The organism is Mycobacteroides sp. H003 (assembly GCF_001440135.1).
Taxonomy (GTDB): domain Bacteria; phylum Actinomycetota; class Actinomycetes; order Mycobacteriales; family Mycobacteriaceae; genus Mycobacterium; species Mycobacterium gwanakae.
The window spans coordinates 204,047-229,311 of record NZ_LJYL01000010.1; the positions used below are offsets into that span (position 1 = coordinate 204,047).

Sequence of the window (25,265 nt, forward strand, 5' to 3'; positions counted from 1 at the left end):
ACGCTGGGCCCATGCCCGAAGCTGGAACACGTTCCATGACCGCGCAATGGCTTACCCGTGGCGCCGTCTTCGCCGTCTTTATGGTGCTGATCCGCGTGATACAGGGTCTGGCCATCAGCGTTTGGGAGACCCACGGCACCCTCATCAACATCACGCTGGTTCTGGTGTTCGTCGCGGCGGTGGTGGTCTGGGCGGTCACCGACGGCCGCGGCGATGCCCGGCGCAACCCCGATCCGGACCGCCGTGAAGATCTGGCCATGTGGTGGCTGCTGGGCGGCATCTTCGCCGGAGCGGTCAGCGGCCTGGTGATCTGGCTGATCAGCCTGTTCAACGAGGGAATCTACGCGGCGGGCGTCCTGGCCGAGCTCACCACCACCGCGGCATTCGTGGCGCTGCTGGTGTTCGGACCCGCCATGGTCGGCGTATTCGCGGGCCGACTGCTAGTGGACCGCAAGGAAAAGGAGCACGCCGCGCTACAGCAGTCGGATACCGACGTGTTCCAGGCGGTTCAGGACGAAGTGGACGTCACGAAGTAGCGCAGCGCCAGCAGGTATCCCTGCACGCCGAGCCCCACAATCACCCCGGTGGCCAACGCACTTAGGTACGACTTGTGCCGAAACTCCTCGCGTGCATACACATTCGAGATGTGCACCTCGATCAATCCGGCCGTCAATTCGGCACACGCATCCCGTAGCGCAACCGACGTGTGGGTGAACGCGCCCGCATTCAGGATCACCGGATCCTTGGCGTCCGCGGCATCGTGAATCCAGCCGAGCAATTCGGCTTCGCTGTCGGTCTGGCGCACCTGGACATCCACACCCAACGAGTCCGCTTCGGACCCAACGAGTGACACCAGCTCCTCGTAGGTGACACTGCCGTAGACGGCGGCCTCCCGTTTACCGAGACGGCCGAGATTTGGGCCGTTGAGAACCTGGATCGTCACAACATCACTCCCTCACCAGTGGTCGGCCCTGCCACCACCGAGTACGCGGCGGCCAGCAGTGACGGGTCGGGGCCTTCCAGTCGTCCCGGCTTGGCCAACCCGTCAAGCACCACGAATCGCAGTATGCCCGAGCGGGTCTTCTTATCGCCCTGCATCGATTCGACGAGCTGTCCCAGCGCGTCGGCGTCGTAACGTGTCGGCAGCCCGAGCGCCGAGAGCACTCGCGCGTGGCGATCGGCGGTCTCGTCGTCCAGACGTCCGGCCAAGCGCCCCAGTTCGGCTGCGAACACCAGACCGACCGACACGGCGGCACCGTGGCGCCACCGGTACCGCTCGCGCCGCTCGATCGCATGACCGAGGGTGTGGCCGTAGTTGAGGATCTCGCGTAGCTCGGCTTCCTTCTCGTCGGCGGCCACCACCTTGGCCTTGACCGCGATGGAGCGTTCGATGAGCTCGCGCAACACCGGCTTGGACGGATCGATCGCAGCCTCCGGGTCGGCCTCGATGAGCTCGAGGATGACCGGATCGGCGATGAATCCTGCCTTCACCACTTCGGCCATACCTGCGACGATTTCGTTGCGCGGCAACGAGTCGAGGGTCGCCAGGTCCACCAGCACCGCCCCCGGCTGGTGAAATGCGCCGACGAGGTTCTTGCCCGCCTCGGTGTTGATGCCCGTCTTGCCGCCGACCGCGGCATCGACCATCGCGAGCAGCGTGGTGGGTACGTGCACCACCTTCACGCCGCGCAACCACGTGGCGGCGGCGAAACCGGCGGTATCGGTGGCGGCCCCTCCCCCCAGGCTGACGACGGCGTCTTTGCGCCCTATGCCGATGCGGCCGAGTACCTCCCAGATGAATCCAAGCACGGCCAGATCCTTACCTGCCTCGGCGTCGGGAATCTCGACCCGATGCGCATCGATTCCGGTGTCGGCCAGGGTCTTCCGAATTTCCTCGGCGGTGGCCGCGAGGGTGGGCTGATGCAGTATCGCCACCTTGTCGGAGCCTTTGAGCGCGCCCACCAACTCGCCCAATAGACCCGTTCCCACGATAACCGGGTAGGGCGGGTTCACCTCGACGGTGATCGTCGTCGGCTCGGCGCTAGTCATTGTCGGCTCTTCCTTTAGTGTCGGTTCCGGGGGTATCGCTCTTGGTCGCCGCGGGAGTGCCGGAGGTACGGCGCCGCGATCGGGGACGCCGTCGGGGGCGTCGCCGCCGTGAAGAAGCTGTGGTGCCCGCCTCGGGGTTCTCCAACCGGGACACGATGGTCCGGACCACTGCGCCGGGATTTCGCCTGTCGGTGTTGACCTTGATGGTGGCGACCTCTCGGTACAGCGGAACTCGCTGCGAGATGAGGGCGTGGTACTTCTCGGCACGGTCCGGCCCAGCCAGCAGCGGACGCACCACACTTCCCCCGGTGCGCCGAATTCCTTCCGCGGCACTAATTTCCAGGTACACGACGGTGTGCCCGCTAAGTGCTTCCCGGACGCCTGGAGTGAGCACGGCGCCCCCGCCGAGCGAGACCACCCCATCCTGCTGATCGAGCGCCTGCCGAATCACCGATTCTTCGATACGCCGGAATTCTGGCTCCCCGTCGGTGGCGAAGATGTCGGCGATGGTGCGGCCGGCCTGTGCCTCGATGCCGATGTCGGTGTCATAGACGTTGACGTTCAACGCTTTTGCCAGCCGACGGCCGATGGTGGACTTACCCGACCCGGGCAGTCCGACAAGGACGGCTTTGGGGCTCATCCCGCTGTGTTAGCCGCTCTTCGCGCAGGCTGCTCATCGGAAGATTCTCGGCGCGGCTCCCGCAGCGCCACCGCATCCAGGTACGCACCGACGTTGGTCTTCGTCTCGGACAGTGAGTCTCCACCGAACTTTTCCAGTGCGGCACGGGCCACTACCAGCGCGACCATTGCCTCGGCGACCACGCCCGCGGCCGGGACCGCACACACGTCGGAACGCTGGTGAATTGCGACTGCCTCGTCGCCGGTGGACATGTCCACGGTCGCCAACGCCCGCGGAACGGTGGAGATGGGCTTCATCGCCGCCCGCACTCGCAGTGGCTGACCGTTGGTCATGCCACCTTCCAGCCCACCGGCGCGATTGGTGGAGCGCAAAATGCCGTCGGGACCCGGGTAAATCTCGTCGTGTGCGGCGCTGCCGCGTCGGCGCGCGGTAGTGAAACCGTCACCGATCTCCACACCCTTGATCGCCTGGATACCCATGATCGCCGCCGCCAGTTGGCTGTCCAGCCGGTCGTTTCCACTGATGAACGAGCCGAGTCCGACAGGCAGACCGGCGACCACCACCTCGACCACGCCGCCGAGGGTGTCGCCGTCCTTCTTGGCGGCCTCGATCTCGGTGATCATGGACTGTTCGGCTTGTGCGTCGAACGCCCGTACCGGGCTGGCGTCGATGGCGTCCAGGTCGGCGGCGCCCGGTACCGGACCTTCGTAGGGATCGGAGTCGCCGATGGAGATGACATGCGAAATGACATCGACTCCCAGGGCCTGCTTCAGGAAGGCCTTGGCGAGGGTGCCCACCGCCACACGCGCCGCGGTCTCGCGCGCGCTGGCCCGCTCGAGCACCGGGCGGGCGTCATCGAATCCGTACTTGAGCATGCCTGCGTAGTCGGCGTGCCCAGGACGGGGCCGGGTCAGCGGCGCGTTACGCGCGATGTTCTCCAGCTCGGCGGGGTCCACGGGGTCCGGAGACATCACCGTCTCCCACTTGGGCCATTCGGTGTTGCCGACCTCGATGGCAACCGGACCGCCCAAGGTCAGTCCGTGGCGCACGCCGCCGAGCACGGTGACCTGATCGGCCTCGAAAGCCATCCGCGCACCCCGGCCGTAGCCCAGGCGGCGACGCGCCAGCTGCCTGCCGATGTCCTCCGATGTCAGTTCGACACCGGCGACCATGCCTTCCAGGACCGCGACCAACGCGCGTCCATGCGATTCACCTGCCGTGATCCAGCGCAACACGTGCACCATTGTCCCATGCGGGCAGGCCGGTCTTCCAAATCGATCGGGACAGTGGATAGTTCTTTGTCAGATGCCCGGTGCGAGGACCGTCAGCCCGGTCGCTAACGCCGTGGCCAGACACATCGACGGTCCGTGTGGAACCGAAACTCCCCGGCGCCCGCACGCCATGAGCAGCACACCGATCAGGCCGGTCAACAGCGGCGCACCGATTGCCGCCAGAAACCACGTGTCCACTCCGAACGCCGCCGACAATCCCCCGGTGCCGAAGGCGAGCTTCACGTCCCCTGCGCCCATCGCGTGCGGCGAGAGCAGATGTGCGGCCAGGTACATGATCGTCAACGCCACCGCGCCGGCCAACATCGGTGGATTGCGGTCGAGCATTGCCACCGCGACGATCCCGGCGGCTGCGGGCAGCGTGAGCCAGTTCGGCAGCCTGCGGTACCTGATGTCGAAATATGACAGCGCCGCCATCCAGCACAGCACCGCCGCCCCCACCCCGTAAATCATGTGGGGAATGTAGCGCCGCGCGGCTAGATTCGGAGTAGTGACGAAGACATTGTGGAGCCCGCAGGAATACAGCCGATTCGGAGACGAACGCAGTCGCCCGTTCTACGAATTGCTGTCCCGGATACCAGCCTCGACTCCGCGCACTGTCGTTGACTTGGGTTGCGCCAGTGGAATCTTGACCGTCGAATTGGCCCGCCGGTGGCCCGGCGCATCGGTGCTGGGACTGGATTCCTCCGCCGAGCTGCTGGCCACCGCACCCGCTGACCTGCCCGCCAATCTGCGTCTGGAGCAAGGCGATATCGCGGACTTCCGGGCCGACGGCGTGGACGTACTGTTCACCAATGCGGCCTTGCAATGGCTTCCACAGCACCGCGAGCTCATCTCCGCATGGGCCGGGCAGCTCAATCCGGGTGGATATCTGGCCTTTCAGGTTCCGGGCAACTTCGGAGCACCCTCGCATGCGCTGATGCGCCAGGTGGCCGAATCGCCACGCTGGCTATCGCGATTGGACGGTGTGCTGCGCGGAACCGAGAGCACGGACGGAGCCGAAGGTTATGCGCGCCTGGCCATTTCCGCCGGCTTGGTTCCGGACGCCTGGGAAACGACATACGTGCACCTGCTGGCAGGCGAGGATCCGGTGCTGCGATGGGTGCATGGCACCGGGCTGAGGCCCGTGGTGTCGGCACTGTCGGTCGACGAATTCGCCGAGTTCGAGTCGGAGTACGCCGGGCTGCTGCGCCAGGCTTATCCGCGCTCCGGCGAGGTGACTCCCTTCGGATTCCGCCGAATCTTCTGTGTGGCATCCAAGCCGGAAGTGGGTCGATAGAATCGGGCGGTGCCGGATACCAATGCCAAGGAACGCTCACTCACTGGGCACGAGGCACGTTGGGAACGGCACAACTCCGCCCGCCAGACCCGCATCGTGGAGTCGGCCGTCGCGCTGCTCGATGAAACGCCGCCCGGCACCGAGATTCCCGTGCAGTCGATCGCCAAGCGGGCCGAGCTGGCCAAGTCTGTGGTGTACCGGCAGTTCGAGGGACGCGAGGACCTCGATCGGCGCATTCGTTCGTATCTGATGGAGGACTTCGATACGACAATTTCGTCGCAGCTCGATGTCACCAGAGGTTCCATCAACGACATTGCCACCAGAACCATTCGGGCGGTGCTGGATTGGATGACCGATTACCCCCATCGCTATGAGTTCATGGGCTCCGGCACCACCGACGAGGATCCCGCCGTCGATGCGGTCAGTACGGTCAAGGTGCGCATGGAGCAGCGTGTCCGGGGGGTCCTGATCCCGATCACCGAGTTACTCGGAATCGACTACAGCCCCTTCGAATCGGTCACTTACGCGGTGGTGACGATGGTCGAAGGAACCCTCTCCCGATGGTTGCGGGAAACCGACCCCGTGCGCAGCCGCACCGAGATCGTCGAGGATCTGGCAAACTACGTCTGGTACGTGCTGGACGGGGCCGGGCGTTCGATGGGCGTGTCCCTGGACCCGCAGACCGAGCTGATGGCGGCTATCGCCGAATTGTCAGGCGCCAACCGCTAGCGGCGTGCCCGCGGGCGAGCGGTCGGGCTCGCTGCGGTACCGCGACGGACGCCCGTCGATGTGCAGCACCTTCCACAGCGGGCGCACCCACCACGGCCGCATTCCGATGTCCTCGGTGAGCTTGCGCATGTCTCCGAAATACTCGGCAAGGGTGTGACGCGCATGCTCGCTGCGCCAGAAGGCCTGCTTGAAAACCTCACGCGGGATGCCGAACTCGGCGGCGAAGCTCCGTGGCGGAATCATGATCTCGTTCGCCAGCAGCTTCATGACGACCGGGAACAGCAGGGTGCACAGTGCGCGCTTGCGCGCACTCATCAGCGGCATATGTACGCGCAGGAACTCACCGGCGAAGGAGATGTGCCGCGCCTCTTCGGCCACGTGGATTTCCATGGTGCGCCGGACGGCGGGAGGCAGGTCGACGTCCTTGCGGATCAACGACTTCTGGTAGTGGTCGATGGGCTCTTCGCCGCCGAGGATGCCGATGAAGAGGACCACATGCGCCCAGCCGCCCGCTACGCCGATAATCGGCGAGAGCCTGCGGAACCACTTGCGCATGCCCGGGACATCGTCACCGATGCGGTTGACGAGTTCCTGGAACATCTGGATGTGGTTGCACTCCTCGGTCATCTCGTGGAGGCAGTAGCGGAACTCCGGCGAGCCGTTCGGCAGCTTCATGAGGTACTGCATCATGCCGCGGATCAGGATGCTCTCGAAAGCGAGTCCGACCTTGACGCTGTTGGCCAGCCGCCAGCGGCCGATCTCGATCTGACGGTCGAGGGGCAGATCCCGGTACCACTGGGTGGCGCCGAGGGTGTCCAGCTCCGGGTTCAGCACCCAGCGGGGGTCGTTGCGGTCGATCTGGTAATCGGGCGCATCCCAGTCGATGTCCGTGAAGGGATCGAAGTGCAGACGCACCGAACCTTCGGACAGCGTGTGCAGTGTCTGCAGGTACTCCGCGTCGAAATCGCTCGGCCCGGGGACGGTGTAAAGCGGCATTGCTTCCTCCTCGAATTACCTACCAATTTACTGGGACGCGGCATCCCATGCAACATCTGATGGGACCAAAAGTCCCATAAATTTCATTCGCGCAGGTCGCCTCTACTCGTGAGGCTGAATCTGCCTGGCGGCCAGCGGCCGCCAGCGCCGGGTTATCGGGTGCTCAGCGCAGGGCGGAGGCCATCGCCGCACGTGGTGCGGGCTGCCCGGTGAACAGCTCTACCTGGGTGAACGCCTGATTGAGCAGCATCTCCAAACCGCCGACGACCGCCGATCCCCGATCGTGTGCCTTAGCCGCCAGCTCGGTGGGCCAAGGGTGATAGATAACGTCGAGAATCGCCGGAGCCGCAGCCAGGGAATCCGAATAGGGTGCCGCCGCCTCCGCGGGCACGGTGCTCACCAGCACGCCGGACGATGCGCACACCGAGGACAGCGCGGCGTCCCCGAAACCAATCACCGAGGCCGGCAGGCCCACTCGCTGCGCCAGCTCCAGAGCTCCGTGCGCCCGGGTCGCATCCCGAGCCACCACCGTCAGGGACGTGATACCCATTGCCGCCAGCGCCACGATGGCCGGCCGCGCGGTACCGCCGGCGCCGACGATCACCGCCGCACGCTCCGCGGGTTCGATTCCCGCACCGCGCAGTGCTCCGGATACGCCATCGACGTCGGTGTTGTCGCCATGCCAACCGTCATCGGTACGCACCAGGGTGTTGGCGGCACCGATCAGCCGCGCACGTTCGGTGCAGCTCGACGCCGATTCCAAGGCGGCGAACTTGCCGGGCATCGTCACCGAGAAACCCACCCAATCGGGCCCGGCACCGCCCACCACATCGGGCAGCTGCTCAGCCGTGCACTCGATGCGTTCGTACGTCCAGCCCGTGAGCCCCAGCGCGCGATAGGCGGCCAGGTGTAGATCGGGTGAGCGTGAATGCCCTATCGGTGAGCCGAGCACCGCGGCGCGGCGAACCTCAGCCGCGCTCATGCTCTACGCCCGGGAGGCTCATCGCGCACTGTCCAGAATGCCGTTCTTCTTGGCCAGCTCGATGTTGGCCAAATGCTCGTTGTAGTCGGCGGTGAACAACGTGGTGCCCTCGGCGTCGATCGTGACGAAGTACAGCCAGTCCCCCGGCTCCGGATGCTCGGCCGCCTGAAGCGCCTCGGGGCTCGGCGAAGAAATCGGGGTAGCCGGAAGCCCCTGCGACACATAGGTATTCCAGAGTGTCTTGCGTTCGCGGTCGTCATCGGTGGTCGCGACTTCCTGGCGGTCCAACGGGTAGTTCACCGTGGAGTCGAATTCCAGCTTCTGATGCTTGGCCAGCCGGTTGTAGACCACCCGCGCCACCTTCGCGAAGTCACGCGGCTTGGCCTCTCGCTGCAGCAGCGAGGCCACCACCAGCACTTCATAGGGCGACAATCCGGCCGCATCGGCCTGCAGCAACCCCAGCTGCTGATACTGGTCGCTGCTCTCGCGGATGAGGGAGGCCAGAATCTGCTCCGGCTCGGCCATCGGATCGAAGTCCCATCGCCCGGCGGCGATCAGTCCCTCGATGCGGCGGTGGTCGTCACGCACGGCGTTCACTCCGTTGGACGCCCACTGCGGGACCGACAGCTCGGCCTGCGATGCCGTCGTGGCGGCCTGCCGCAAGTCCGAAGCGGCCACGCAATGCTTGTCCCCGTCCAGATCCACACACGAAGCACGCGCGATGAGGGTGAAGATGCCCTCGGTAACCGCGCCATTGGCCACCGCGGAGACGTCATCGAGCTGACGGCCCTCCGGGATGACGAGCAGACCGACGCGGTTGTCTTGTTCGGCCAGACGCGCGACGGCGTCCTTGCCGGGAATCTTGGTGCGCAGCTTGTAGAAGCCGGGCTGGATCGCGGCGATGGCCTGATTGCCTTGCGCGGCATCGGTGAACGCACTCGGAGTGGCCACCACTCCCTCGTCCTTCAGCCGCTGTCCGATGACCTTGGTGGTGTCGCCGCGATGCACCTCGAACACGAAGTCCTTGACTCCGGAGCCCGAGTAATCGGTGACCGGGGCGTCGGCACCGAAGAGGCTGTCCCACAGCTTGGCTCCGCCGACAACGGCGGCGACGGTGATGATGACAACCAGCGCGAGACCCGCCAGTCCGGCGTTACGGCGACGCCGCGCCGCAGCCCTGCGGCGCGCCCGTTCGCGACGGGTCTCGCGAGGACGCGGACCCACCGCCACCGGGACGGCCCGGCGACCGCCTCCCCAGTCGTCGTCGGGCTCCTGGCGATCGTCCCAATCGCGCCAGTCGCTCAACGCGTGCCCCCTTCACTGCCGCACCGGCGACGCTGCTCAAGCCAATCCTGCAGAATGGCCACCGCTGCCGCCTGGTCGATGATGCCGCGCTGCTGACGAGACCGTACTCCTGCCTCACGCAGGGAACGCTGGGCGGTAGTAGTAGTGAAACGCTCGTCTACTAAGCGCACCGGCACGGGCGCGATTCGCTCACTCAGCTCGCGGGCGAACCCGGCGGCATCGCGCGCCGAGGCCCCCGTACCTTCGCGCAGGTTACGTGGCAGGCCGACAACGACCTCTACCACGCTCAGCTCCTCGACCAATTCCACGATTCGGCGAAAATCACTGTCTTCCTTGTTATCCCGCGCGATCGTTTCGACCGGGGTGGCAAGAATTCCGTCGGGGTCGCACGATGCGACCCCGATTCTGACGGTGCCTACATCCACGCCGAGACGACGGCCTCGGCCCGGATCATCCGGGCCTGGACGATCAGGGGCAGGAGCTTCGCTATCGGGCACTCGGTTCAGGCCTGGCGGATCTGTTCACGCAGCGACCGCAGTGCCGCGTCAATACCGGAGGGGTCCTTACCGGAACCCTGTGCCGTGTCGGACTTACCGCCGCCTCGACCGTCCACGGCCGATCCGATGGCACCCACGAGGTCGTTGGCACGCAGCCCCGCGTCTTGTGCGGCCTGGTTGACCGACACCACGAAGGGCACCGAGCCCTCGCCCGCCGCGATCAGCGCGACCACCGCGGGGTCACTGCCGAGCCGACCCCGAATGTCTCCGATCAGGCTGCGCAGGTCACCGGCGCCGGTGCCGTCGGGCAGCCGATGCGCCACCACGGTGACGGTGCCGGCCGACGTGCTCAGGCGTTCCGCGTTGTCCACCAATGTCGAGATGGAGGCCTTCACCGAGGCCAAACGTGTTTGCTCCAGCTCCTTTTCGGCCACCTTCAGGCGCTCCACCAAAGTGGCGACCCGGCCGGGAACCTCCTCGGAGGGCACCTTCAGGCTTGAGGACAGCGCAGCCATCAAGGCACGTTCCTTCGAGAGGTACCGGAACGCGTCCAGGCCGACATAGGCCTCCACCCGGCGCACACCCGAGCCCACCGAAGACTCTCCCAGCAGCGTCACGGGTCCGATCTGGGAGGAGCTGGCCACGTGCGTGCCACCGCACAATTCGAGCGAGAACGGGCCGCCGATGTCGACAACGCGCACGTTGTCCCCGTAGTTCTCACCGAACAGCGCCATCGCGCCCATGGCCTTGGCCTTGTCCAGATCGGTGATGAAGGTGTTGACGGGGTAGTTGGCCTCGACCGCCTTGTTGGCGACGTCCTCGACCTCTTGCCGCTGCGCCTCCGAGAGCGCTCCCTGCCAGCTGAAGTCGAAACGCAGGTATCCGGGCCGGTTCAGCGAGCCCGCCTGAACGGCATTGGGCCCCAGTACTTGCCGCAGCGCGGCGTGCACCATGTGCGTGCCCGAGTGGCCCTGAGTGGCGCCGTGGCGCCACTGCGGATCCACCGAGGCCACCACCTGATCACCCTCGACGAACTCACCGGATTCCACCGTGACCTTGTGCACGAAGAGGGTTTTGGCGATCTTCTGAACATCGGAGACCTTCGCCTGCGATGTTGCGTTGGTCCCGTCGCCGCGAATGGATCCGACGTCGGCGATCTGGCCACCCGATTCCGCGTAGAGCGGGGTGCGGTCCAATACGATTTCCGCCTCGGCGCCCGCCGAGGCGACCGGCACCCGGGCGCCGTCGACAAAGATGCCCAGAATCGTGGCCTGCGAATCCAATTCGTCGAACCCGGTGAATTCCGTGGGGCCCGCGTCCACGAGTTCGCGGTATGCCGTCAGGTCCGCGTGGGCATGCTTGCGTGCGGCGGCATCGGCCTTGGCACGCTGCCGCTGCTCGTTCATCAGCTCACGGAAGCCGTTCTCGTCCACCGAAAGCCCGGCCTCGGCGGCCATTTCGAGGGTGAGCTCGATGGGGAATCCGTAGGTGTCGTGCAGGGTGAACGCGTCGCTACCCGAAAGCGTGCTTTTTCCTGCCGTTTTCGTCTTGTCCGCGGCATCCTCGAACAGCTTCGAACCGGAGGCCAGGGTCCGGTTGAACGCGGTCTCCTCGGCAACGGCGATTCTGCTGATGCGTTCGAAGTCGGTTACCAGCTCGGGGTACGAGGGGCCCATCTCGTCACGCACCACGGCCATCAGCTCACCCATCATGGGCTTTTCGACGCCAAGCAACTTGGTGGAGCGGATGATCCGGCGCAGCAGGCGGCGCAGCACATAGCCGCGGCCTTCATTGCCGGGGCTGACCCCGTCGCCGATGATGATCGCCGCCGTGCGGGCGTGGTCGCCGATGACGCGGTAGCGCACGTCGTCCTCATGACTGCCCTGCCCGTACCCGCGCGGGGCAACCGCTGCCACACAGTCGATGACCGGGCGCACCAGGTCGGTCTCGTAGACGTTGTCGACACCCTGCAGCAGACACGCGATGCGCTCGACACCCATGCCGGTGTCGATGTTCTGGCGCGGCAGCGGGCCGAGTATCTCGAAGTCGGTCTTGGAGGTTCCCTCGCCGCGCTCGTTCTGCATGAACACGAGATTCCAGATCTCGATGTAGCGGTCCTCGTTGGCCTCCGGGCCGCCTTCGATGCCGTACTCGGGGCCGCGGTCGTAGTAGATCTCTGAGCACGGACCGCAGGGGCCGGGGATGCCCATGGACCAGTAGTTGTCGGCCATGCCGCGGCGCTGGATCCGGTCCAGCGGCAGCCCGGCGATGTCCTGCCACAGCCCGATGGCCTCGTCGTCGTCGAGATAGACGGTGGCCCACAGCCTCTCCGGGTCGAAGCCGTAACCACCTTCGGACAGTGGGTTGGTCAACAGCGTCCAGGCAAGCCGGATCGCCTCGCTCTTGAAGTAGTCGCCGAAGGAGAAGTTCCCGGCCATCTGGAAGAACGTGTTGTGACGGGTGGTGATGCCCACCTCATCGATGTCCGGGGTGCGAATGCACTTCTGGACACTGGTGGCCGTGTTGTACGGCGGCGTGCGCTGCCCCAGGAAGAACGGCACGAACTGGACCATGCCGGCGTTGACGAACAGCAGGTTGGGGTCGTCGAGGATCACCGAAGCGCTCGGTACCTCGGTGTGACCGGCCTTCACGAAGTGGTCCAGGAATCGCTTCCGGATCTCGTGTGTCTGCATGTCGTCCTTGCGTGTAGCTGGGGAATCTGACCGGACCACCCTACCGGTGTGTCCACCTACCGCCGGTATACGCCAAGGTCACCAGGGGCCGCCACCAGGTATCTGCTCCGTCACAATTCACCGAGCTAACCGCAAACAGTCCCTTCACATGGACAGACGGGCTCCGGCTTGCCTCACAGCAATCGCGGTCCGGCTCTAGCCGTACGGAGCGTCGCGGATCGAGCTGTCGACGGCTCCGCCGATCGGCGCGGTTGCCAGCCCGGTGAACGGTCCCAGGAACGGGCTCAACAGGATGCCGGCTCCTGCCTCGGCGGCATTACCGGCGGCGCCCGCGCCCACGTCGCGGCCGTACTGCTCCACCCATGGGTCAACCGGTGTGGGTGGCGGCGGGCCTGGATCTTCGAGGATTGGCTCGGGGCCCGGTTCGGGTTCCGGGTCTGCCCACGCCACGGCGGGCGCTGCCATCACAGCGAGCGATGCCAGTAGTCCGCCCGCGGCCACCCGCATACGTAACGCCATGCCGTTCAGTATGCCGAGTGTGCGATTTGTGTCGGTTTTCTGGCCAGAACCGACAGAATCCGCACACTCGATCAGAACTCAGGGCCTTTTCAGCCCACGCCGGATGATGGCGCGCAGCTTGTCCAGCCGCGATCCGATGTCACGCTCGGTGCCGTGATCGGTGGGCTGGTAGTAATCGGTGCCGACCAACTCATCGGGCGGATACTGCTGTGCCACCACCCCGTCGCGGTCGTTATGCGGGTACACGTAGCCGACGGCGTTGCCGAGTTTGGCCGCCCCGCTGTAATGGCCGTCACGCAGATGAGGCGGCACCAGCCCGGCCTTGCCCGCGCGGATGTCACCCATAGCCGCCCCCAGCGCCGCGGGCACCGCACCCGACTTGGGCGCGGTTGCGAGGTGAATGGTGGCGTGAGTCAATGTCAGCTGCGCCTCCGGCATCCCGATCAGCTGGACCGTCTGGGCCGCCGCCACCGCCACCGGCAATGCGGTGGGATCGGCCATCCCGACGTCCTCGCTGGCCAGGATCATCAGTCGCCGGGCGATAAAGCGTGGGTCCTCCCCCGCGATCAGCATCCGCGCCAGATAGTGCAGCGCGGCATCCACGTCTGACCCGCGGATGGATTTGATGAAGGCACTCACCACGTCGTAATGCTGATCGCCGTCGCGGTCGTAGCGCACGGCAGCGCGGTCCACCGACTGCTCTACCACCTCGACGGTCACGGTGCCGCCCGCTCCTCCCGCGGTCTCCGCGGCGACCTCCAGCGCAGTCAGCGCGCGTCGTGCGTCGCCCGCGGCGAGTTGCGCCAGCAGACTCAGCGCCTCGGGATCGACGGCCACCACGCCGCCGAGTCCACGTTCATCGGCGATCGCACGCGTAAGCACTTCCCGAATATCGTTGTCGCCCAATGGCTGCAGCTGAAGGATCAGCGAGCGCGACAGCAGCGGCGCCACCACGGAGAAGGAGGGATTCTCGGTGGTAGCGGCCACCAACAGCACCACCCGGTTCTCCACGGCCGCAAGCAGAGCGTCTTGTTGCGTCTTGGAGAACCGGTGCACCTCGTCGATGAAGAGCACCGTCTGGCGGCCGTGAACGGCCGCGCGGCGTGCATCATCGATGACGGCCCGCACCTCTTTGACGCCGGCGGACAAAGCGGACAACGCCTCGAACCGGCGCCCGGTGGCACCCGAAATCAAGGATGCGAGAGTGGTTTTCCCCGTGCCCGGAGGTCCGTACAGGATGACCGAGGCCGCACCCGAGCCGTCGACAAGGCGGCGCAACGGCGAACCCTGTTTGAGCAGGTGCCCCTGCCCCACCACTTCATCGAGCGTGGCGGGACGCATTCGGACAGCCAGGGGCGCGTTGGGCGGCACCCCGGCGTCCGCCGGGGCCGACTCGAAAGCGCCCCCGGGCACGTCGAACAGGCTGTCTGACACGTCTCAGGCTTACCACGTCGGGCCGACGGGTTCAGCCCGCCGGTTGGGTCACGAAATCGATCAGCTCCTCAACACGGCCGATCAGGGCCGGCTCCAGGTCGGTCCAGGTGCGCACCTTGCCGCGGATCCGCCGCCATGCCTCGGCGATCTCGGTCTGGCTGCCGTGCGGCCAGCCAAGCGCCTGGCAGATGCCGTGTTTCCACTCGATGTCCCGCGGCACGCTGGGCCAGGCATGCAGTCCGATCCGCGCGGGCTTGACCGCCTGCCAGATGTCGACGAACGGATGCCCCACCACCAGGGTGTGCTCGCCATAGGGACCCTTTTGTACCGTTTCGGCGATACGTGACTCCTTCGACCCCTTCACGAGGTGGTCGACCAGAACGCCGAGTCGACGGCCCGGCCCCGGCTGGAATTCCTTCACGATGGCGGCCAAGTCATCCACCCCGCCGAGGTATTCGACGACCACGCCTTCAACGCGCAAGTCATGACCCCACACCTGTTCGACGAGCTCGGCGTCGTGACGACCCTCGACGTAGATCCGGCTGGCCAACGCCGTGCGCGCCTTGAGCCCGTGAACCGCAACCGATCCCGACGCGCTCCGGGTCGCCTTGGTGGGAGTGTGCCGCAACGGCTCCTTGAGAATCACCGGCTTACCGTCGATGAGATATCCGGGACCCACCGGGAAGCCGCGCACACGCCCGTGCCGGTCCTCCAAATCCATCCGGCCGTACTCGATGCGCACCACCGCCCCCACAAAACCCGTCTGGGCATCCTCCACGACCAAGCCCTTTATCGCCGCGACCTCGGTGGATTGCGGACGCCGCGGAGCGTGCGGGTTGTTGGACAAGATGTCGGTGCCATAGCGATCAGCCACCCGGCGATCGTAGGAACGCGTCGAGATCCCAGTGCGTTACGACTCGCCCGCGTGATTAGACCGTGACCAGGACCGGCGGGCGCACGGCGGAGAGCACCAGCAAGTCGTGCGGCGTACACCGTTCAAAGGCAACTTTCGGTGGACATTCTTCATTTGCTGATTCATAGTGCACGAGATGGCTGCGCGTTGGTTTTGGGATCACTGCCAAGCGGTGGAGCTTCTGGTCCTTGCCTTTGCCGCACCAGCTGTTCTGTACCGCGGGTGGCGATGGTGGACAGGTAGACCATCGCTCGCGTTAGCGGCAAGTGCGATTTTTGCAGTGTCCATATGGCCGTGGGCGCTGTGCGATATCGAACCAATATGGGCGGCGTTATCGCCGCAAGCACAGGCCTTTCACGCCGCGGGAGGAATCGGTGTCGTGGCGTCGGCGAGCGCCTGGGTGCTTGTGGTTGAGGCATGCGGTCAGGCCGATCGCCCGATCCGTCGGAAGAAGATCCAGAGACTCGTTGCGGGAGCGACGATTACGTTCGTAGCCGTTGCAGCGTTGACCGTTTCGACGGTATCAACACCGGGAGGGAGTGACTTCTTCACCTACCTGACTGAGCCACGCCGCGACTCACTCAGCCTTTTAGCAGCCACCCTTATCGGCCACATCTTTGCCGCGGCCGTGTTAGCCCATCTCGCCCTGCTCGCGATGCGACGGATGGACCACACGCCGGCCGGCCAAGGCCTGGGCTTGCTCGGAGCGGCCGGCGGTGCGGTCGCGATTGCGGTCGTAACTCGCGGAATCTGCGCCGAGCTTTTCCAGTGGAATGGATATTCACCTCCGACATGGTGTGGGCTAACCGTGCAGACGAGCGCCATCACGGCAGGTGCGGTACTTGCCATTTCGGCCTTGACGTGGCCCCCCGCGGCGCTACGCCGCCAGGTGCGCCACACCCTGCGCCGACTTCAGCCCTTACGTGATGCATTGATCGAACTGTTCCCCGGGCTGGCTCCGCCCCGGCAGTTCCGGGTAGGCCTGACGGCGGTGCCACCGGAATGGATTGGCCAAATTCAGGATGGACTAAGCCTACTCGCGCAGTACCGCGATCTGCCACGTGAAGCTTCTTCACCGCCTGAAAATCGCACGAAACATATTCAGGCAGTTATTGATTGGATCCATGGACAATCGCCATTAGGCATGAGCACCGTATGGCTTCACGCGCCACCACAGCTGACGAACACCGAGTGGATCCAGGTCCTCGCCGATGCATTTATGCCGAGGCGCCCAGTTCAATAGCCAAGCGCCAGAACCATTCAGCAGAATATGTCGTCAATGCGACGCCGAGACGAGGGCTCCCCGGCCGCACCTGCTCGTTCCAGACGGCGTAAAACCAGACCCGCGAAACGTTCGGCATCGATTTCCTCATCGGGCCACGCGCGGGTTTCGTCACACGATCGCTGCAGCATGAAGGCCACCAGATCTATCGAGGCAGCCTCCATGTGCGCTGTCGCGTACTCGGTGATCGCCTGCCCACGGTGACCTAGGACCATATGACCGAGTTCATGAGCAATGGTCCGCTCTCGCGACAACTCCTCTGATCGGACCTTCAGCACGTCCCGGTCCGGGAAAGATAACCACTGCCCAAAAACCCCGACCGGCAACCGCCCGTCCTCGATCGCAATTGGTCTGCCGCGCTGCAGGCCCCACGTCTCGACGAGCGTCATCAGCGAGGATGTGCCTGCCGGCGCAACAGCGAACACTCCATCGACAGCGGTTTTGATTTCTGCGTTTCTCGACCGGCGCGCAAGCACGCCAAAATGGGATATGCCTAAACCCCGCCGACTATGCATCCGCAGAAAATAACAATCCTCGACTCACCCAGCAAGACATGGCATATCCGCTACCTCCATGCAGAGGCCCTGAGAACTCAGTCCTCCATGAGAGATTCGCCGCGCAGCGCCGCGATGACGTCGGTGGCATGACCGGCGACAACGGGGTCGCCCACACGCTCAGCGGCCGCATGTAGCGCTACCCATCGCCCCAGCAGCGCGGCATGGCTGGGCGCAGGATTCCCGAAAGCCACAGTGTCGTCGTCGAGATCGACGTCGATGGTGAAGTATTCGTGCGTGGCGAGCCACACCCACATCAGTCGCGCATCCAGGACGCGCCGCGCAAGCGTCTCGTCGTCGGCCAGCCCGGGGGCGATCGACACCACATCGGAGCGCCACGCTTCGGTCATCGCATCATCGAGCTCAGCGACTTCCTCACGCTCGGCGGCACCGAGAAACTCCGGGTAGACGGTGAGTGCGTGGGCGATGTCCAGCACGATGTCGCGGAATCCGCCCCATTCGTAGTCAAGAATCCGGACACCATGTTCGGTGACGAGGATATTGTCGGGGGCGACCTCGGAGGGACTGAAGGCGCGAACGCCGCCCTTTCCGAAAAGCTCAGCTGTTTGCTGTAAACGAGAAATCAGTGCAGGCGGCACCTCGAGGGCGTACTCGCTTCTCAGGATCTGCTGCAGTGGGTCGATGGTCTCCGCCCCGCCGATGCGCTGCTGCGACGGGTCGACATCGGTCTTCTTCACATCGATGCGCCTGAGCAGCGCAGCAAAGTCACCTTCACGCCCCACGGTGGCTACGTGCATCCGCCCCAGGGCTTGCGCCCACGCCATCAGCGCATGGTTGATCGCGGCACGATTACGCTCTGCCAACAGCTCTGACATGGTCGGCGCGGAACCCAGATCGGTAAGCACGATGAGCCGTTTGGCAATCGAGTAGGCAACCAGCTCGGGGCCGGGCCGATGCTTGGCCGTCAAGGAGTTTGCGAACTGATACGACACAACCTCGCGGAGCACGGCGGCCTCGGATCCGCCTTCGGGGACCTGCTTGATCACCATCGACTTGGGCAACGCGAAAGGGTTCTGCACCGCACGGACCCGAAGGACGATCGCAGGCCCGCTGCCACCGAGATCCTCGGGTTCAGCCAACGTGACGGTTGCCCCCGCGCGCTTGGAGAGCAACTCCTCGGCTGTGGCGATAACCTGCGCGACGGGGTCTGCCAATAGTGTCGTCATTACCGCCTCACCTTACCTCGTCTTTATAAGACTGTGGGGCGGCACACATTCCTCCCGGTATTCACCTCCACGCATTTGCCGATCAACGCGGCGGGTACCACCCTTGCACGTTCTGACCGATCGGTCTAATTTAAGACCATGCGGTCTGAAGAGACGTTGACGTTCACAGAACGGGCCCGACGAGCACAGATAGTGGCCGGGGCCATCGAGGTGCTCGCCGGTGCCGGCTATCCGCAGGCTTCGCTGGCGAAAATCGCCGAACACGTGGGGGTGGCCAAGAGCGCGGTGCTCTACCACTTCACGTCGAAAACCGAGGTCATCGAATCCGTGATGGTTGAGGTCTTCACCCGGGCAGCCACCGCAATCGTGCCCGCCGTACACGCAGAGTCCACCGCGACCGCACGCCTCGCCGCCTACATCAGAGCCAACATCGCGTTCATCGTGAGCAATCGGGTGGCCGCGATAGCCCTGTTGGAGATCATCACCGGTTATCGCAGCGCCGACGGCCTCCGGTTCGACCAGGCAGCGTCCGGCACAGCGCCGCCTGCCGAGTTCGCCGCCATGGACCCCGAGGCGATCTTCGTCGACGGCATCGCGACCGGCGAGTTCCAGCGAGTGTCACCCCGGTTCATGAAGAACGCCTTACGAGCCGCACTGGATGGCGCCGTATGGGAGCTGGGCCGCGACGTGAACTACGACGCGATCGGATATGGGGAGCAACTGGTCGACATGTTCACCAAAGCCGTCGGTGCAGCGCGATGACGACGATCGTGATCTCCGCGTATGGCACCCGCGGAGATGTCGCACCGCTGACCGGGCTGGGAACTCGGCTGCGCGACAGCCTGTCTGCGCATGTGGTCATCGCCGCGCAACATCCCTATGCACAGCTGGTGCGCGCCTCCGGCCTGGAATTTCGACCGTTGCCCGGCGATACCGAGACAGCAACGCGAGACTCCCAACATGGTCAGGCGCTCGTGGACGGCGACCGGATGCGCCCCTCGGGTGCGGCTCTCGCCGAGATGCGCGCCGGACTTGTGGGCGTCGGCGAGGCGATGGCCAGCACCGCACACGACGCCGATCTCCTGTTGGCAGAGGGCCCGGTGGGCACCCTGCTCGGGTATCACGTCGCCGAGGCCCTGGGCATACCCAGTGCAGGGCTCGCACTCCAACCAGCTTGCCCCACTGCCGAATTTGCACCCCCACCACTCACCACCCGCTCGTTCGGTGGGTACGGCAATCGGTTGATATGGCGTCTTGCCCAGTCGGGTGAACGGATCTACACCCCAGTCATCAACGATCTGCGCCGCCACCTCGGACTGGCCCCGGCGTCGCTGCGTCGATATCACGGGGCCCGCGCCAACAGCTGGCCCATCGTGCACGGATATAGCCGGCATGTCGTCACACGTCCCCGTGATTGGCGCGCGCACTGGCACCAAACCGGCTACTGGTGGCCCGCCCCTGACGAAACCTGGCTACCGCCAACAGAGCTGGACGAATTTCTGAAGAACGGACCCGCACCCGTGTTTTTCGGTTTCGGTAGTACTGCCACGTCCCGGGGGCCCGAACTCTCGGAGATCATTGCCACCGCGACACATACCGCTGGGGTCCGAGCGGTCGTGCAACGCGGATGGGCCGGACTTGCCGGTCTGAGCGATGACGTCCTCACCATGGACGATCTTCCGCACTCCTGGCTGTTTCCACGGATGGCCGCTGTCGTCCACCACTGTGGCGCCGGTACGGCCGCGGCTGCGCTGCGCGCCGGTGTCCCCTCAGTTCCCGTGCCCGGCATCATGGACCAACCCTTCTGGGCCGCCCGCCTGTCTCAAGCCGGTGCAGCCACCACTCCGCTACCGCGCGTGTCGCTTCGCGCCGAGGAGCTGTCGGCATCGATTACACAAGCGATCACTGAATCACGGTATCGCCAAGAAGCCCAACGCCTCTCGCGACTGATTAACGATGAGGACGGTATAGGGCCAGCGGTGAAGATCATCGCTGCGATGTTGGACGCCACAACGATGAAAGGTGCACATCATGGCTACTGATCTACTCATGGGCAACGCGCTACTGGCCGGAGCGATAACGCTCGCCGGCGGCGCGATCGGCGCCGGTATTGGTGACGGCATGGCTGGTGCACAGCTCATTGCCGGGGTGGCGCGCCAGCCCGAATCTCAGAACCGTTTGTTTACACCATTTTTCATTACCGTGAGCCTCGTGGAAGCCACCTTTTTCATCAACGTGGCGTTCATGGCACTCTTCGTATTTGCCACCCCTGGCGGGTAGTTAAGCGGCAGCATCCCCCGCCGCCACGACAACCTCGTGGATCAGCCGCATCTTCTCCAGCACCGGACCGGGCAGCACGAAGGGGTACAGGTCATCGCGCCCCATGGAGCGGTTGACCATGTTGAGCGACCACGCCAGCGGCAGCCACATCTCGATGATGGTGTCGAATCCGCTGGGACCTAGAACCCGGCGATCGAAGGTGCCGCCCGCCGGCGCCAGCGCGAAGGAAGCTGCGGTGTCCAACGTGTCGCGGATATGCAGATAGTGCGCGAAGGTCTCCGCCCAGTCCTCGGCGGGATGCATGGTGGCATAGGAGGAGACAAAATTGGCCTCCCACCCCTCGGGCACGCCTTGCTGATAGTGGCGATCCAATGCGGCCTGGTAGTCGGCATCCGCATCACCGAACAGTGCACGGAATCTCTCGACATAGTCCGCAGAAACCCCGACGAGCCGGTAGTAGAAGTAATGCCCGATCTCGTGACGGAAATGTCCGAGCAGGGTGCGATACGGCTCATCCATGGAGATGCGAAGCTGCTCGCGATGCACGTCATCACCCTCGGCGAGATCCAGGGTGATCACCCCGTTGTGATGTCCCGTCATTACCGGTTCCTGCTCGCTGGAGAGCAGATCGAAGGCCAGCCCGAACTCGGTATCGACATCACGCCCCGTCACCGGTAGCCGCAGCTCTGCGAGTTCGGCGATGAGCCGGCGCTTGGCCTTCTCCGCCTCCGCGAACGCAGGCAGGGCCGTGCTGTCAGAGTCGTTGGGCCGGGTGCGTGTGAGCTCACAGGATGCGCATAGCGCGCCCGAAGCCGTGCCGTACACCAGCCAATTGCATTCGGCCACATGAAGGTTCGCACACAGGCGGTGATCATCGGAGTCGACGAACCCGGGTCCGTCGTCGTTGGCGATCACCAACAGCGCCTTGTCCTGAAGCGAAAACCCGACGTGACTGCCACAGGACAGGCACACCGAATTTTCGAATGCCAGATGCTGACCACACTGCGGGCAGATGAAGTCACGCATGCGCTGGGCTCTCCTCACACGGTGCGACGTCCACCGACACTTTGATCGTGCTGCTTTCGGAGTCGGTGTAGATGATGCCGCGCAGCGGCGGTACATCGGCGTAATCGCGACCCCACGCGACGGTGACGTACCGCTCGTCGGCGACGGTGTCATTCGTCGGGTCGAACGCGACCCATCCGTCGGGCGGAACCCACACCGCCGCCCAGGCATGGGTGGCGTCGGCACCGACGAGGCGGGGCTGTCCCGGCGGCGGGTTCGTCGCCAGATAGCCGGAGACGTAACGTGCCGCGAGCCCCTGCGTGCGCAGCGCCGTGACCGCCATGCGCGCGAAATCCTGGCAGACGCCTTCCCCCGCGGCCAGCACCTCGCTGACCTTGGTGGAAATGGTGGTCGATCCCGACCGGTACTGGAAATCGCGATAGATCCGGCCCATCAGATCCACGACGGCCTCCCCGAGCGGCCGTCCTGCTGTGAAACTCACTGCGGCGTAGGCCTCTACGTCGTCGGTAATCTCCGGAGGCACCAAATCCAGCACGAACTCGGTGGCCAGCGCTCCCGCCCCCGACGATTCCGCATAGGCCGGACGGGCCAGCTCCCATGCCTGCGCCCACCCCGCGCCGGGTGGTGACGGGGCACTGACGTCGACGATGGAGCGGGCCGTCACGCTCAGCTCGCGGTGTGGCGTGGTGACGTGGAAGTACGAACTGAGGTTCCCGTAGAGGTCTCTACCGGTGGAACTGTCCGAGGGTTCCGGCTCGACGATCAGCTCGTTTGATTCGCAACGTTGCCAATCGGTGTCACGTGGCGTGAGATAGCCACGGCCATAGGAGCTTGTGACGTCGTCGGAGTATTGGTACAGGGTGCGGTGCGTCACCTGATACCGGGTGACCGCTGAGCCGCTTGGGCCAAGACCGTCGGTCACGGCAACCTCCGCGTCGTGTCGGGTCCCCACAGTGGCTGCATTCCGGTCGGCATGGACAAGTGTGTCCTCGTGACCACGGTGGACAACTCGCGCAATGCCTGATGCACGTTGTCGAGAGTTTCAGCAAGCGTATCGCGCTGCCCATCCTCACCGGCGGCATCCAGATCGGACGGATCAATCCGCCGCAACTGCGTCACCAGATCCTCCACCAGCCGCTCGGGACGCGAGGTCCCCGAGGCGCTCGGCAGTGACTTGAGGTCGGTGCGCAGCGATTCCACCTGATACAGAAGCGATCTCGGGTTCACAGCATCGAACAGCAGCAGGTCGGCCACCGCCTCCAGGCTGATCTTGCCGCGGGTGCGGCGGCGGTACATCACCGAGGACTCGCAAGCCACCAGCGTGGATTCAGTGACCGACTGCTCGGCCGCGCGGCCGCGGACCGCCGTCAGCGTGGAACGCAACAGCGCCGTCAGGCCGAGGCCACGCTCGATGCGCTTGCCGATATCCATCATCGTCCAGCCGATGTCGTGAACTGTCGACTCCGCCGCCAGGCCTGATAGCGCGAGAAGCCCTGCCAATACTTGTGTTTGGGTGGCGGCGAGCACTGTGTCATCGGCGCGAGTGGAGTTGCCTCCCGAACGCGTGCTGTCGTCGTACTCGGCCGCCGCCGCGGCGATGGCCCGGTCCATGCCACCGAGCACCATCCAGGTGTCATTCGACATCTGGTCGCGAACCGCGCGGGCGGCCAGGCCGAGGCGCTCCACCGATTGGGCCAGGGAACCGACCCGCTCCTTGTCCACCGTCAGCGACCACAGTTGGGTTCCCAGATCTTCGGATCCGGTGTCGGTGCCGGTGATATCGCCGAGCGCCTTCAGCAGCACCGGGACGCATTCACTGGCCTCCATGAACTGCCGATACCGATACTCGTGGAACCGTTCCCGGGTAACAGACAACAGCCGAACGAGATTCTCGGCACGCTCTCCGTATCGCCCGAGCCAGAACAGATCGGACAACACGCGCGGCGAGCTGACCGCGTCGGCGCCCGCCAATCGCCCGGCGGGCAAATCCAGCGGCGCGACGGTCAGTGCCCGCTCGGTCTGATCGCGATCCGGCTGCTGGACCCAGATATCTTTGGCGGCAAGGCTGTTGAGTGTCGATCCCGAGTACCCGGAAGCAGCGACATAACCGAGACCACCGATCATCGGCGCATACCCGCCGCGCTGCGCGACGGTGAACAGCCGCATGCCGATCGGTGCCGCGGCGAGGGCGCCCGGCCGCAGATAGGTGGGGGCCACCGACAGTTCGGGAAGTTCCTGACCGACCCAGCGCCAGGGTGCCGCCTCGATACGTGCCCGCAATGTCTCCAGTGTCTCCGAGGACTGCAACGGTCCGGTATATACCTCGTCCGCCACTGTTGATTTGACCAACAGCGTGCCCAGGTTGGCGAGCAGGTGCGAGCGCTCCGCATCGATGCCGCCCCACCAGGTCTGGACGCCCGGCAACGCGAGCGGCTCCTCGAGCAGGCGATACGACAGCTCCGGCAGGAAACGGGCCAGGCCCGGGTTCTCCAGGATCCCGCTGCCCAACGAGTTGACGACGGTGACCGCACCCCGGCGCAGCACCTCGACCAGGCCGACAACTCCCAGACGCGAGTCTGCCCGCAAGTCCAGCGGATCGGAGTAGCCGGCGTCGACGCGGCGTAGCACCACATCCACTCGGCGCAGGGTGCCCAGCGATCTCATCCAGAGTTTGCCGTCGCGTACCACCAGATCCGCGGACTCGACCAGTGGAAATCCCAGTACCGACGCGAGGTAGGCCTGGTCGAATGATGTCTCGGAGTGGATGCCTGGGCTGAGCACGACCACCGTCGGATCCTCGACCGATTCGGGGGCGACATCGATGAGCGCCAGGCGCAGTGCCTGCGCGAACGATGAGGTCGGCCTTGGCGCGACCTTCTCGTAGAGATCGGGAGCGGCGTGCGCGACCACGCGGCGATCCGCCATCGCATACCCGGCACCCGAGGGCGCCTGTGTCCAGTCGGCGTTCACCCGGAAGTCGCCAACGCTCGTGCGGCCGATATCGCATCCGAGCAGAAAGAGCTGATGCCTACCGGGCAGGGCCATGCCGTGGGCGGCCCGCACATAACCGGGATGGGCGAAAAGCAGCTGCGGTGGCAACGCGCCGGATCTGATCAGTTCCTGAGGCCCGTACAGGTCGCTGAGAACGGCGTCCAGCAGCGTGGCCCGCTGGGTGAGACCAACCTCCAGCACGTTCCAGTCAGCGGGGTCGAGTAATAACGGGAGCCCATCCAGACGCCACGGCACCGGATGGGTGGGCGCATCGGGCCCGGACGCAGATCCCGCGACGCGCCGGGGATCCATGTAGGTGATGCCGTCGCTGTCGATCAGAGTGCGGACGCGATCCAGCAGACGGTCCAAACCGGGACGGCCGCGTTGCGCGATGGCGTCGGCCAAGTCGGTCCACGCCGGGCGGACGTTCCCGTCGGGCGCCAGGAACTCGTCGTACCCAGCCTGACTGCCCCGCCGGCCGACCTCGAACAGTGCTCCCTGGGCGCGCGCGCTGCGGTACTGCGCGATCAGCGGGTTATCGGTCAACGGGTAGCCGGGTCCGGCGGGAGCCCCCGAAGCAGGTGCTGCCACCGTCGCTACCTTCCTTCCTGTTCCGCTCT

General features: G+C 65.2%; 25 protein-coding genes. 7 read left to right on the forward strand and 18 right to left on the reverse strand.

What is annotated here, in order from left to right; all coding sequences use genetic code 11:
* Positions 1-11 precede the first annotated feature (11 nt).
* The gene (locus tag AOT87_RS06875; protein WP_193601824.1) at positions 12-536 is read left to right on the forward strand and encodes a B-4DMT family transporter; all 525 of its coding nucleotides are present in this window, start codon (positions 12-14) and stop codon (positions 534-536) included.
* Here the strand turns inward: AOT87_RS06875 and aroQ are convergent.
* The 5 genes from aroQ to AOT87_RS06900 form a co-directional block, all read right to left on the reverse strand.
* Positions 509-943: a type II 3-dehydroquinate dehydratase gene (aroQ, locus tag AOT87_RS06880; RefSeq protein ID WP_030093562.1), complete on the reverse strand. Its 435-nt coding sequence runs from the start codon at positions 941-943 to the stop codon at positions 509-511. The genes AOT87_RS06875 and aroQ overlap by 28 nt on opposite strands.
* A complete protein-coding gene (gene aroB / locus AOT87_RS06885) occupies positions 940-2,049 on the reverse strand; it encodes a 3-dehydroquinate synthase (protein ID WP_030093563.1) in 1,110 nt (369 codons plus the stop codon). Before aroB ends, aroQ begins: the two co-directional genes overlap by 4 nt.
* Positions 2,042-2,689, reverse strand: coding sequence for a shikimate kinase (locus AOT87_RS06890; RefSeq protein WP_030093564.1), 648 nt, complete (start codon positions 2,687-2,689; stop codon positions 2,042-2,044). The genes aroB and AOT87_RS06890 overlap by 8 nt, the downstream gene beginning before the upstream one ends.
* Complete coding sequence (gene aroC / locus AOT87_RS06895; protein WP_030093565.1) at positions 2,686-3,924, reverse strand: chorismate synthase; 1,239 nt, start codon at positions 3,922-3,924, stop codon at positions 2,686-2,688. Before aroC ends, AOT87_RS06890 begins: the two co-directional genes overlap by 4 nt.
* A gap of 66 nt (positions 3,925-3,990) precedes the next feature.
* Entirely contained in the window at positions 3,991-4,431 is a 441-nt protein-coding gene (locus AOT87_RS06900) for an A24 family peptidase (protein WP_057967955.1), read from the reverse strand.
* Between the two features lie 37 nt (positions 4,432-4,468).
* On the opposite strand from AOT87_RS06900, the gene AOT87_RS06905 reads away from it, so the two are divergent.
* Together AOT87_RS06905 and AOT87_RS06910 are read left to right on the forward strand one after the other, a co-directional pair.
* Positions 4,469-5,257 (forward strand): methyltransferase domain-containing protein, encoded by a 789-nt coding sequence (locus tag AOT87_RS06905; protein ID WP_057967954.1) that lies wholly within the window; start codon positions 4,469-4,471, stop codon positions 5,255-5,257.
* Positions 5,258-5,266: 9 nt separating this feature from the next.
* Positions 5,267-5,986, forward strand: coding sequence for a TetR/AcrR family transcriptional regulator (locus AOT87_RS06910; RefSeq protein ID WP_030093568.1), 720 nt, complete (start codon positions 5,267-5,269; stop codon positions 5,984-5,986).
* On the opposite strand, the gene AOT87_RS06915 is transcribed toward AOT87_RS06910, so the two are convergent.
* The 8 genes from AOT87_RS06915 to AOT87_RS06950 form a co-directional block, all read right to left on the reverse strand.
* Positions 5,969-6,982: a diiron oxygenase gene (locus AOT87_RS06915; protein ID WP_030093569.1), complete on the reverse strand. Its 1,014-nt coding sequence runs from the start codon at positions 6,980-6,982 to the stop codon at positions 5,969-5,971. The genes AOT87_RS06910 and AOT87_RS06915 overlap by 18 nt on opposite strands.
* A 163-nt stretch (positions 6,983-7,145) precedes the next feature.
* Positions 7,146-7,964, reverse strand: a complete 819-nt coding sequence (locus AOT87_RS06920; RefSeq protein ID WP_081343296.1) for a shikimate dehydrogenase — start codon at positions 7,962-7,964, stop codon at positions 7,146-7,148.
* Positions 7,965-7,982: 18 nt separating this feature from the next.
* Positions 7,983-9,269, reverse strand: coding sequence for an endolytic transglycosylase MltG (gene mltG / locus AOT87_RS06925; RefSeq protein ID WP_057965971.1), 1,287 nt, complete (start codon positions 9,267-9,269; stop codon positions 7,983-7,985).
* On the reverse strand, positions 9,266-9,766 hold the full coding sequence (gene ruvX / locus AOT87_RS06930; protein ID WP_057967953.1) for a Holliday junction resolvase RuvX: 501 nt from the start codon (positions 9,764-9,766) through the stop codon (positions 9,266-9,268). Before ruvX ends, mltG begins: the two co-directional genes overlap by 4 nt.
* A 5-nt stretch (positions 9,767-9,771) precedes the next feature.
* Positions 9,772-12,459, reverse strand: coding sequence for an alanine--tRNA ligase (gene alaS / locus AOT87_RS06935; RefSeq protein ID WP_057967952.1), 2,688 nt, complete (start codon positions 12,457-12,459; stop codon positions 9,772-9,774).
* Positions 12,460-12,654: 195 nt separating this feature from the next.
* A complete protein-coding gene (locus tag AOT87_RS06940; RefSeq protein ID WP_057967951.1) occupies positions 12,655-12,978 on the reverse strand; it encodes a hypothetical protein in 324 nt (107 codons plus the stop codon).
* 78 nt (positions 12,979-13,056) lie between these two features.
* On the reverse strand, positions 13,057-14,412 hold the full coding sequence (locus AOT87_RS06945; RefSeq protein WP_044103938.1) for a replication-associated recombination protein A: 1,356 nt from the start codon (positions 14,410-14,412) through the stop codon (positions 13,057-13,059).
* Between the two features lie 31 nt (positions 14,413-14,443).
* The gene (locus tag AOT87_RS06950) at positions 14,444-15,286 is read right to left on the reverse strand and encodes a DUF3097 domain-containing protein (protein WP_057965975.1); all 843 of its coding nucleotides are present in this window, start codon (positions 15,284-15,286) and stop codon (positions 14,444-14,446) included.
* A 175-nt stretch (positions 15,287-15,461) separates the two neighbouring features.
* On the opposite strand from AOT87_RS06950, the gene AOT87_RS06955 reads away from it, so the two are divergent.
* Entirely contained in the window at positions 15,462-16,568 is a 1,107-nt protein-coding gene (locus AOT87_RS06955; protein WP_131727310.1) for a hypothetical protein, read from the forward strand.
* Positions 16,569-16,585: 17 nt separating this feature from the next.
* On the opposite strand, the gene AOT87_RS06960 is transcribed toward AOT87_RS06955, so the two are convergent.
* Both AOT87_RS06960 and AOT87_RS06965 read right to left on the reverse strand, forming a co-directional pair.
* Positions 16,586-16,996: a hypothetical protein gene (locus AOT87_RS06960; RefSeq protein ID WP_057967949.1), complete on the reverse strand. Its 411-nt coding sequence runs from the start codon at positions 16,994-16,996 to the stop codon at positions 16,586-16,588.
* A 203-nt stretch (positions 16,997-17,199) separates the two neighbouring features.
* A complete protein-coding gene (locus AOT87_RS06965; RefSeq protein WP_057967948.1) occupies positions 17,200-18,348 on the reverse strand; it encodes a hypothetical protein in 1,149 nt (382 codons plus the stop codon).
* Positions 18,349-18,486: 138 nt separating this feature from the next.
* Between AOT87_RS06965 and AOT87_RS06970 the strand changes: the two genes are divergently transcribed.
* The 3 genes from AOT87_RS06970 to AOT87_RS06980 are packed head-to-tail and all read left to right on the forward strand — an operon-like array spanning position 18,487 to position 20,628.
* The gene (locus AOT87_RS06970; protein WP_057967947.1) at positions 18,487-19,110 is read left to right on the forward strand and encodes a TetR/AcrR family transcriptional regulator; all 624 of its coding nucleotides are present in this window, start codon (positions 18,487-18,489) and stop codon (positions 19,108-19,110) included.
* On the forward strand, positions 19,107-20,390 hold the full coding sequence (locus AOT87_RS06975; protein WP_057967946.1) for a glycosyltransferase: 1,284 nt from the start codon (positions 19,107-19,109) through the stop codon (positions 20,388-20,390). Before AOT87_RS06970 ends, AOT87_RS06975 begins: the two co-directional genes overlap by 4 nt.
* Positions 20,380-20,628 (forward strand): F0F1 ATP synthase subunit C, encoded by a 249-nt coding sequence (locus AOT87_RS06980; protein ID WP_046253928.1) that lies wholly within the window; start codon positions 20,380-20,382, stop codon positions 20,626-20,628. The genes AOT87_RS06975 and AOT87_RS06980 overlap by 11 nt, the downstream gene beginning before the upstream one ends.
* On the opposite strand, the gene AOT87_RS06985 is transcribed toward AOT87_RS06980, so the two are convergent.
* From AOT87_RS06985 to AOT87_RS06995, 3 genes are read right to left on the reverse strand one after another with little or no spacing between them, the layout of a single operon-like run.
* Positions 20,629-21,654 (reverse strand): putative zinc-binding metallopeptidase, encoded by a 1,026-nt coding sequence (locus AOT87_RS06985; RefSeq protein ID WP_057967945.1) that lies wholly within the window; start codon positions 21,652-21,654, stop codon positions 20,629-20,631.
* Positions 21,647-22,576 carry a transglutaminase family protein gene (locus tag AOT87_RS06990; RefSeq protein ID WP_057967992.1) on the reverse strand — a complete coding sequence of 310 codons (930 nt, stop codon included), beginning with the start codon at positions 22,574-22,576 and terminating at the stop codon, positions 21,647-21,649. The genes AOT87_RS06985 and AOT87_RS06990 overlap by 8 nt, the downstream gene beginning before the upstream one ends.
* Positions 22,573-25,176 (reverse strand): circularly permuted type 2 ATP-grasp protein, encoded by a 2,604-nt coding sequence (locus tag AOT87_RS06995; RefSeq protein WP_057967991.1) that lies wholly within the window; start codon positions 25,174-25,176, stop codon positions 22,573-22,575. The genes AOT87_RS06990 and AOT87_RS06995 overlap by 4 nt, the downstream gene beginning before the upstream one ends.
* Between the last annotated feature and the right edge of the window lie 89 nt (positions 25,177-25,265).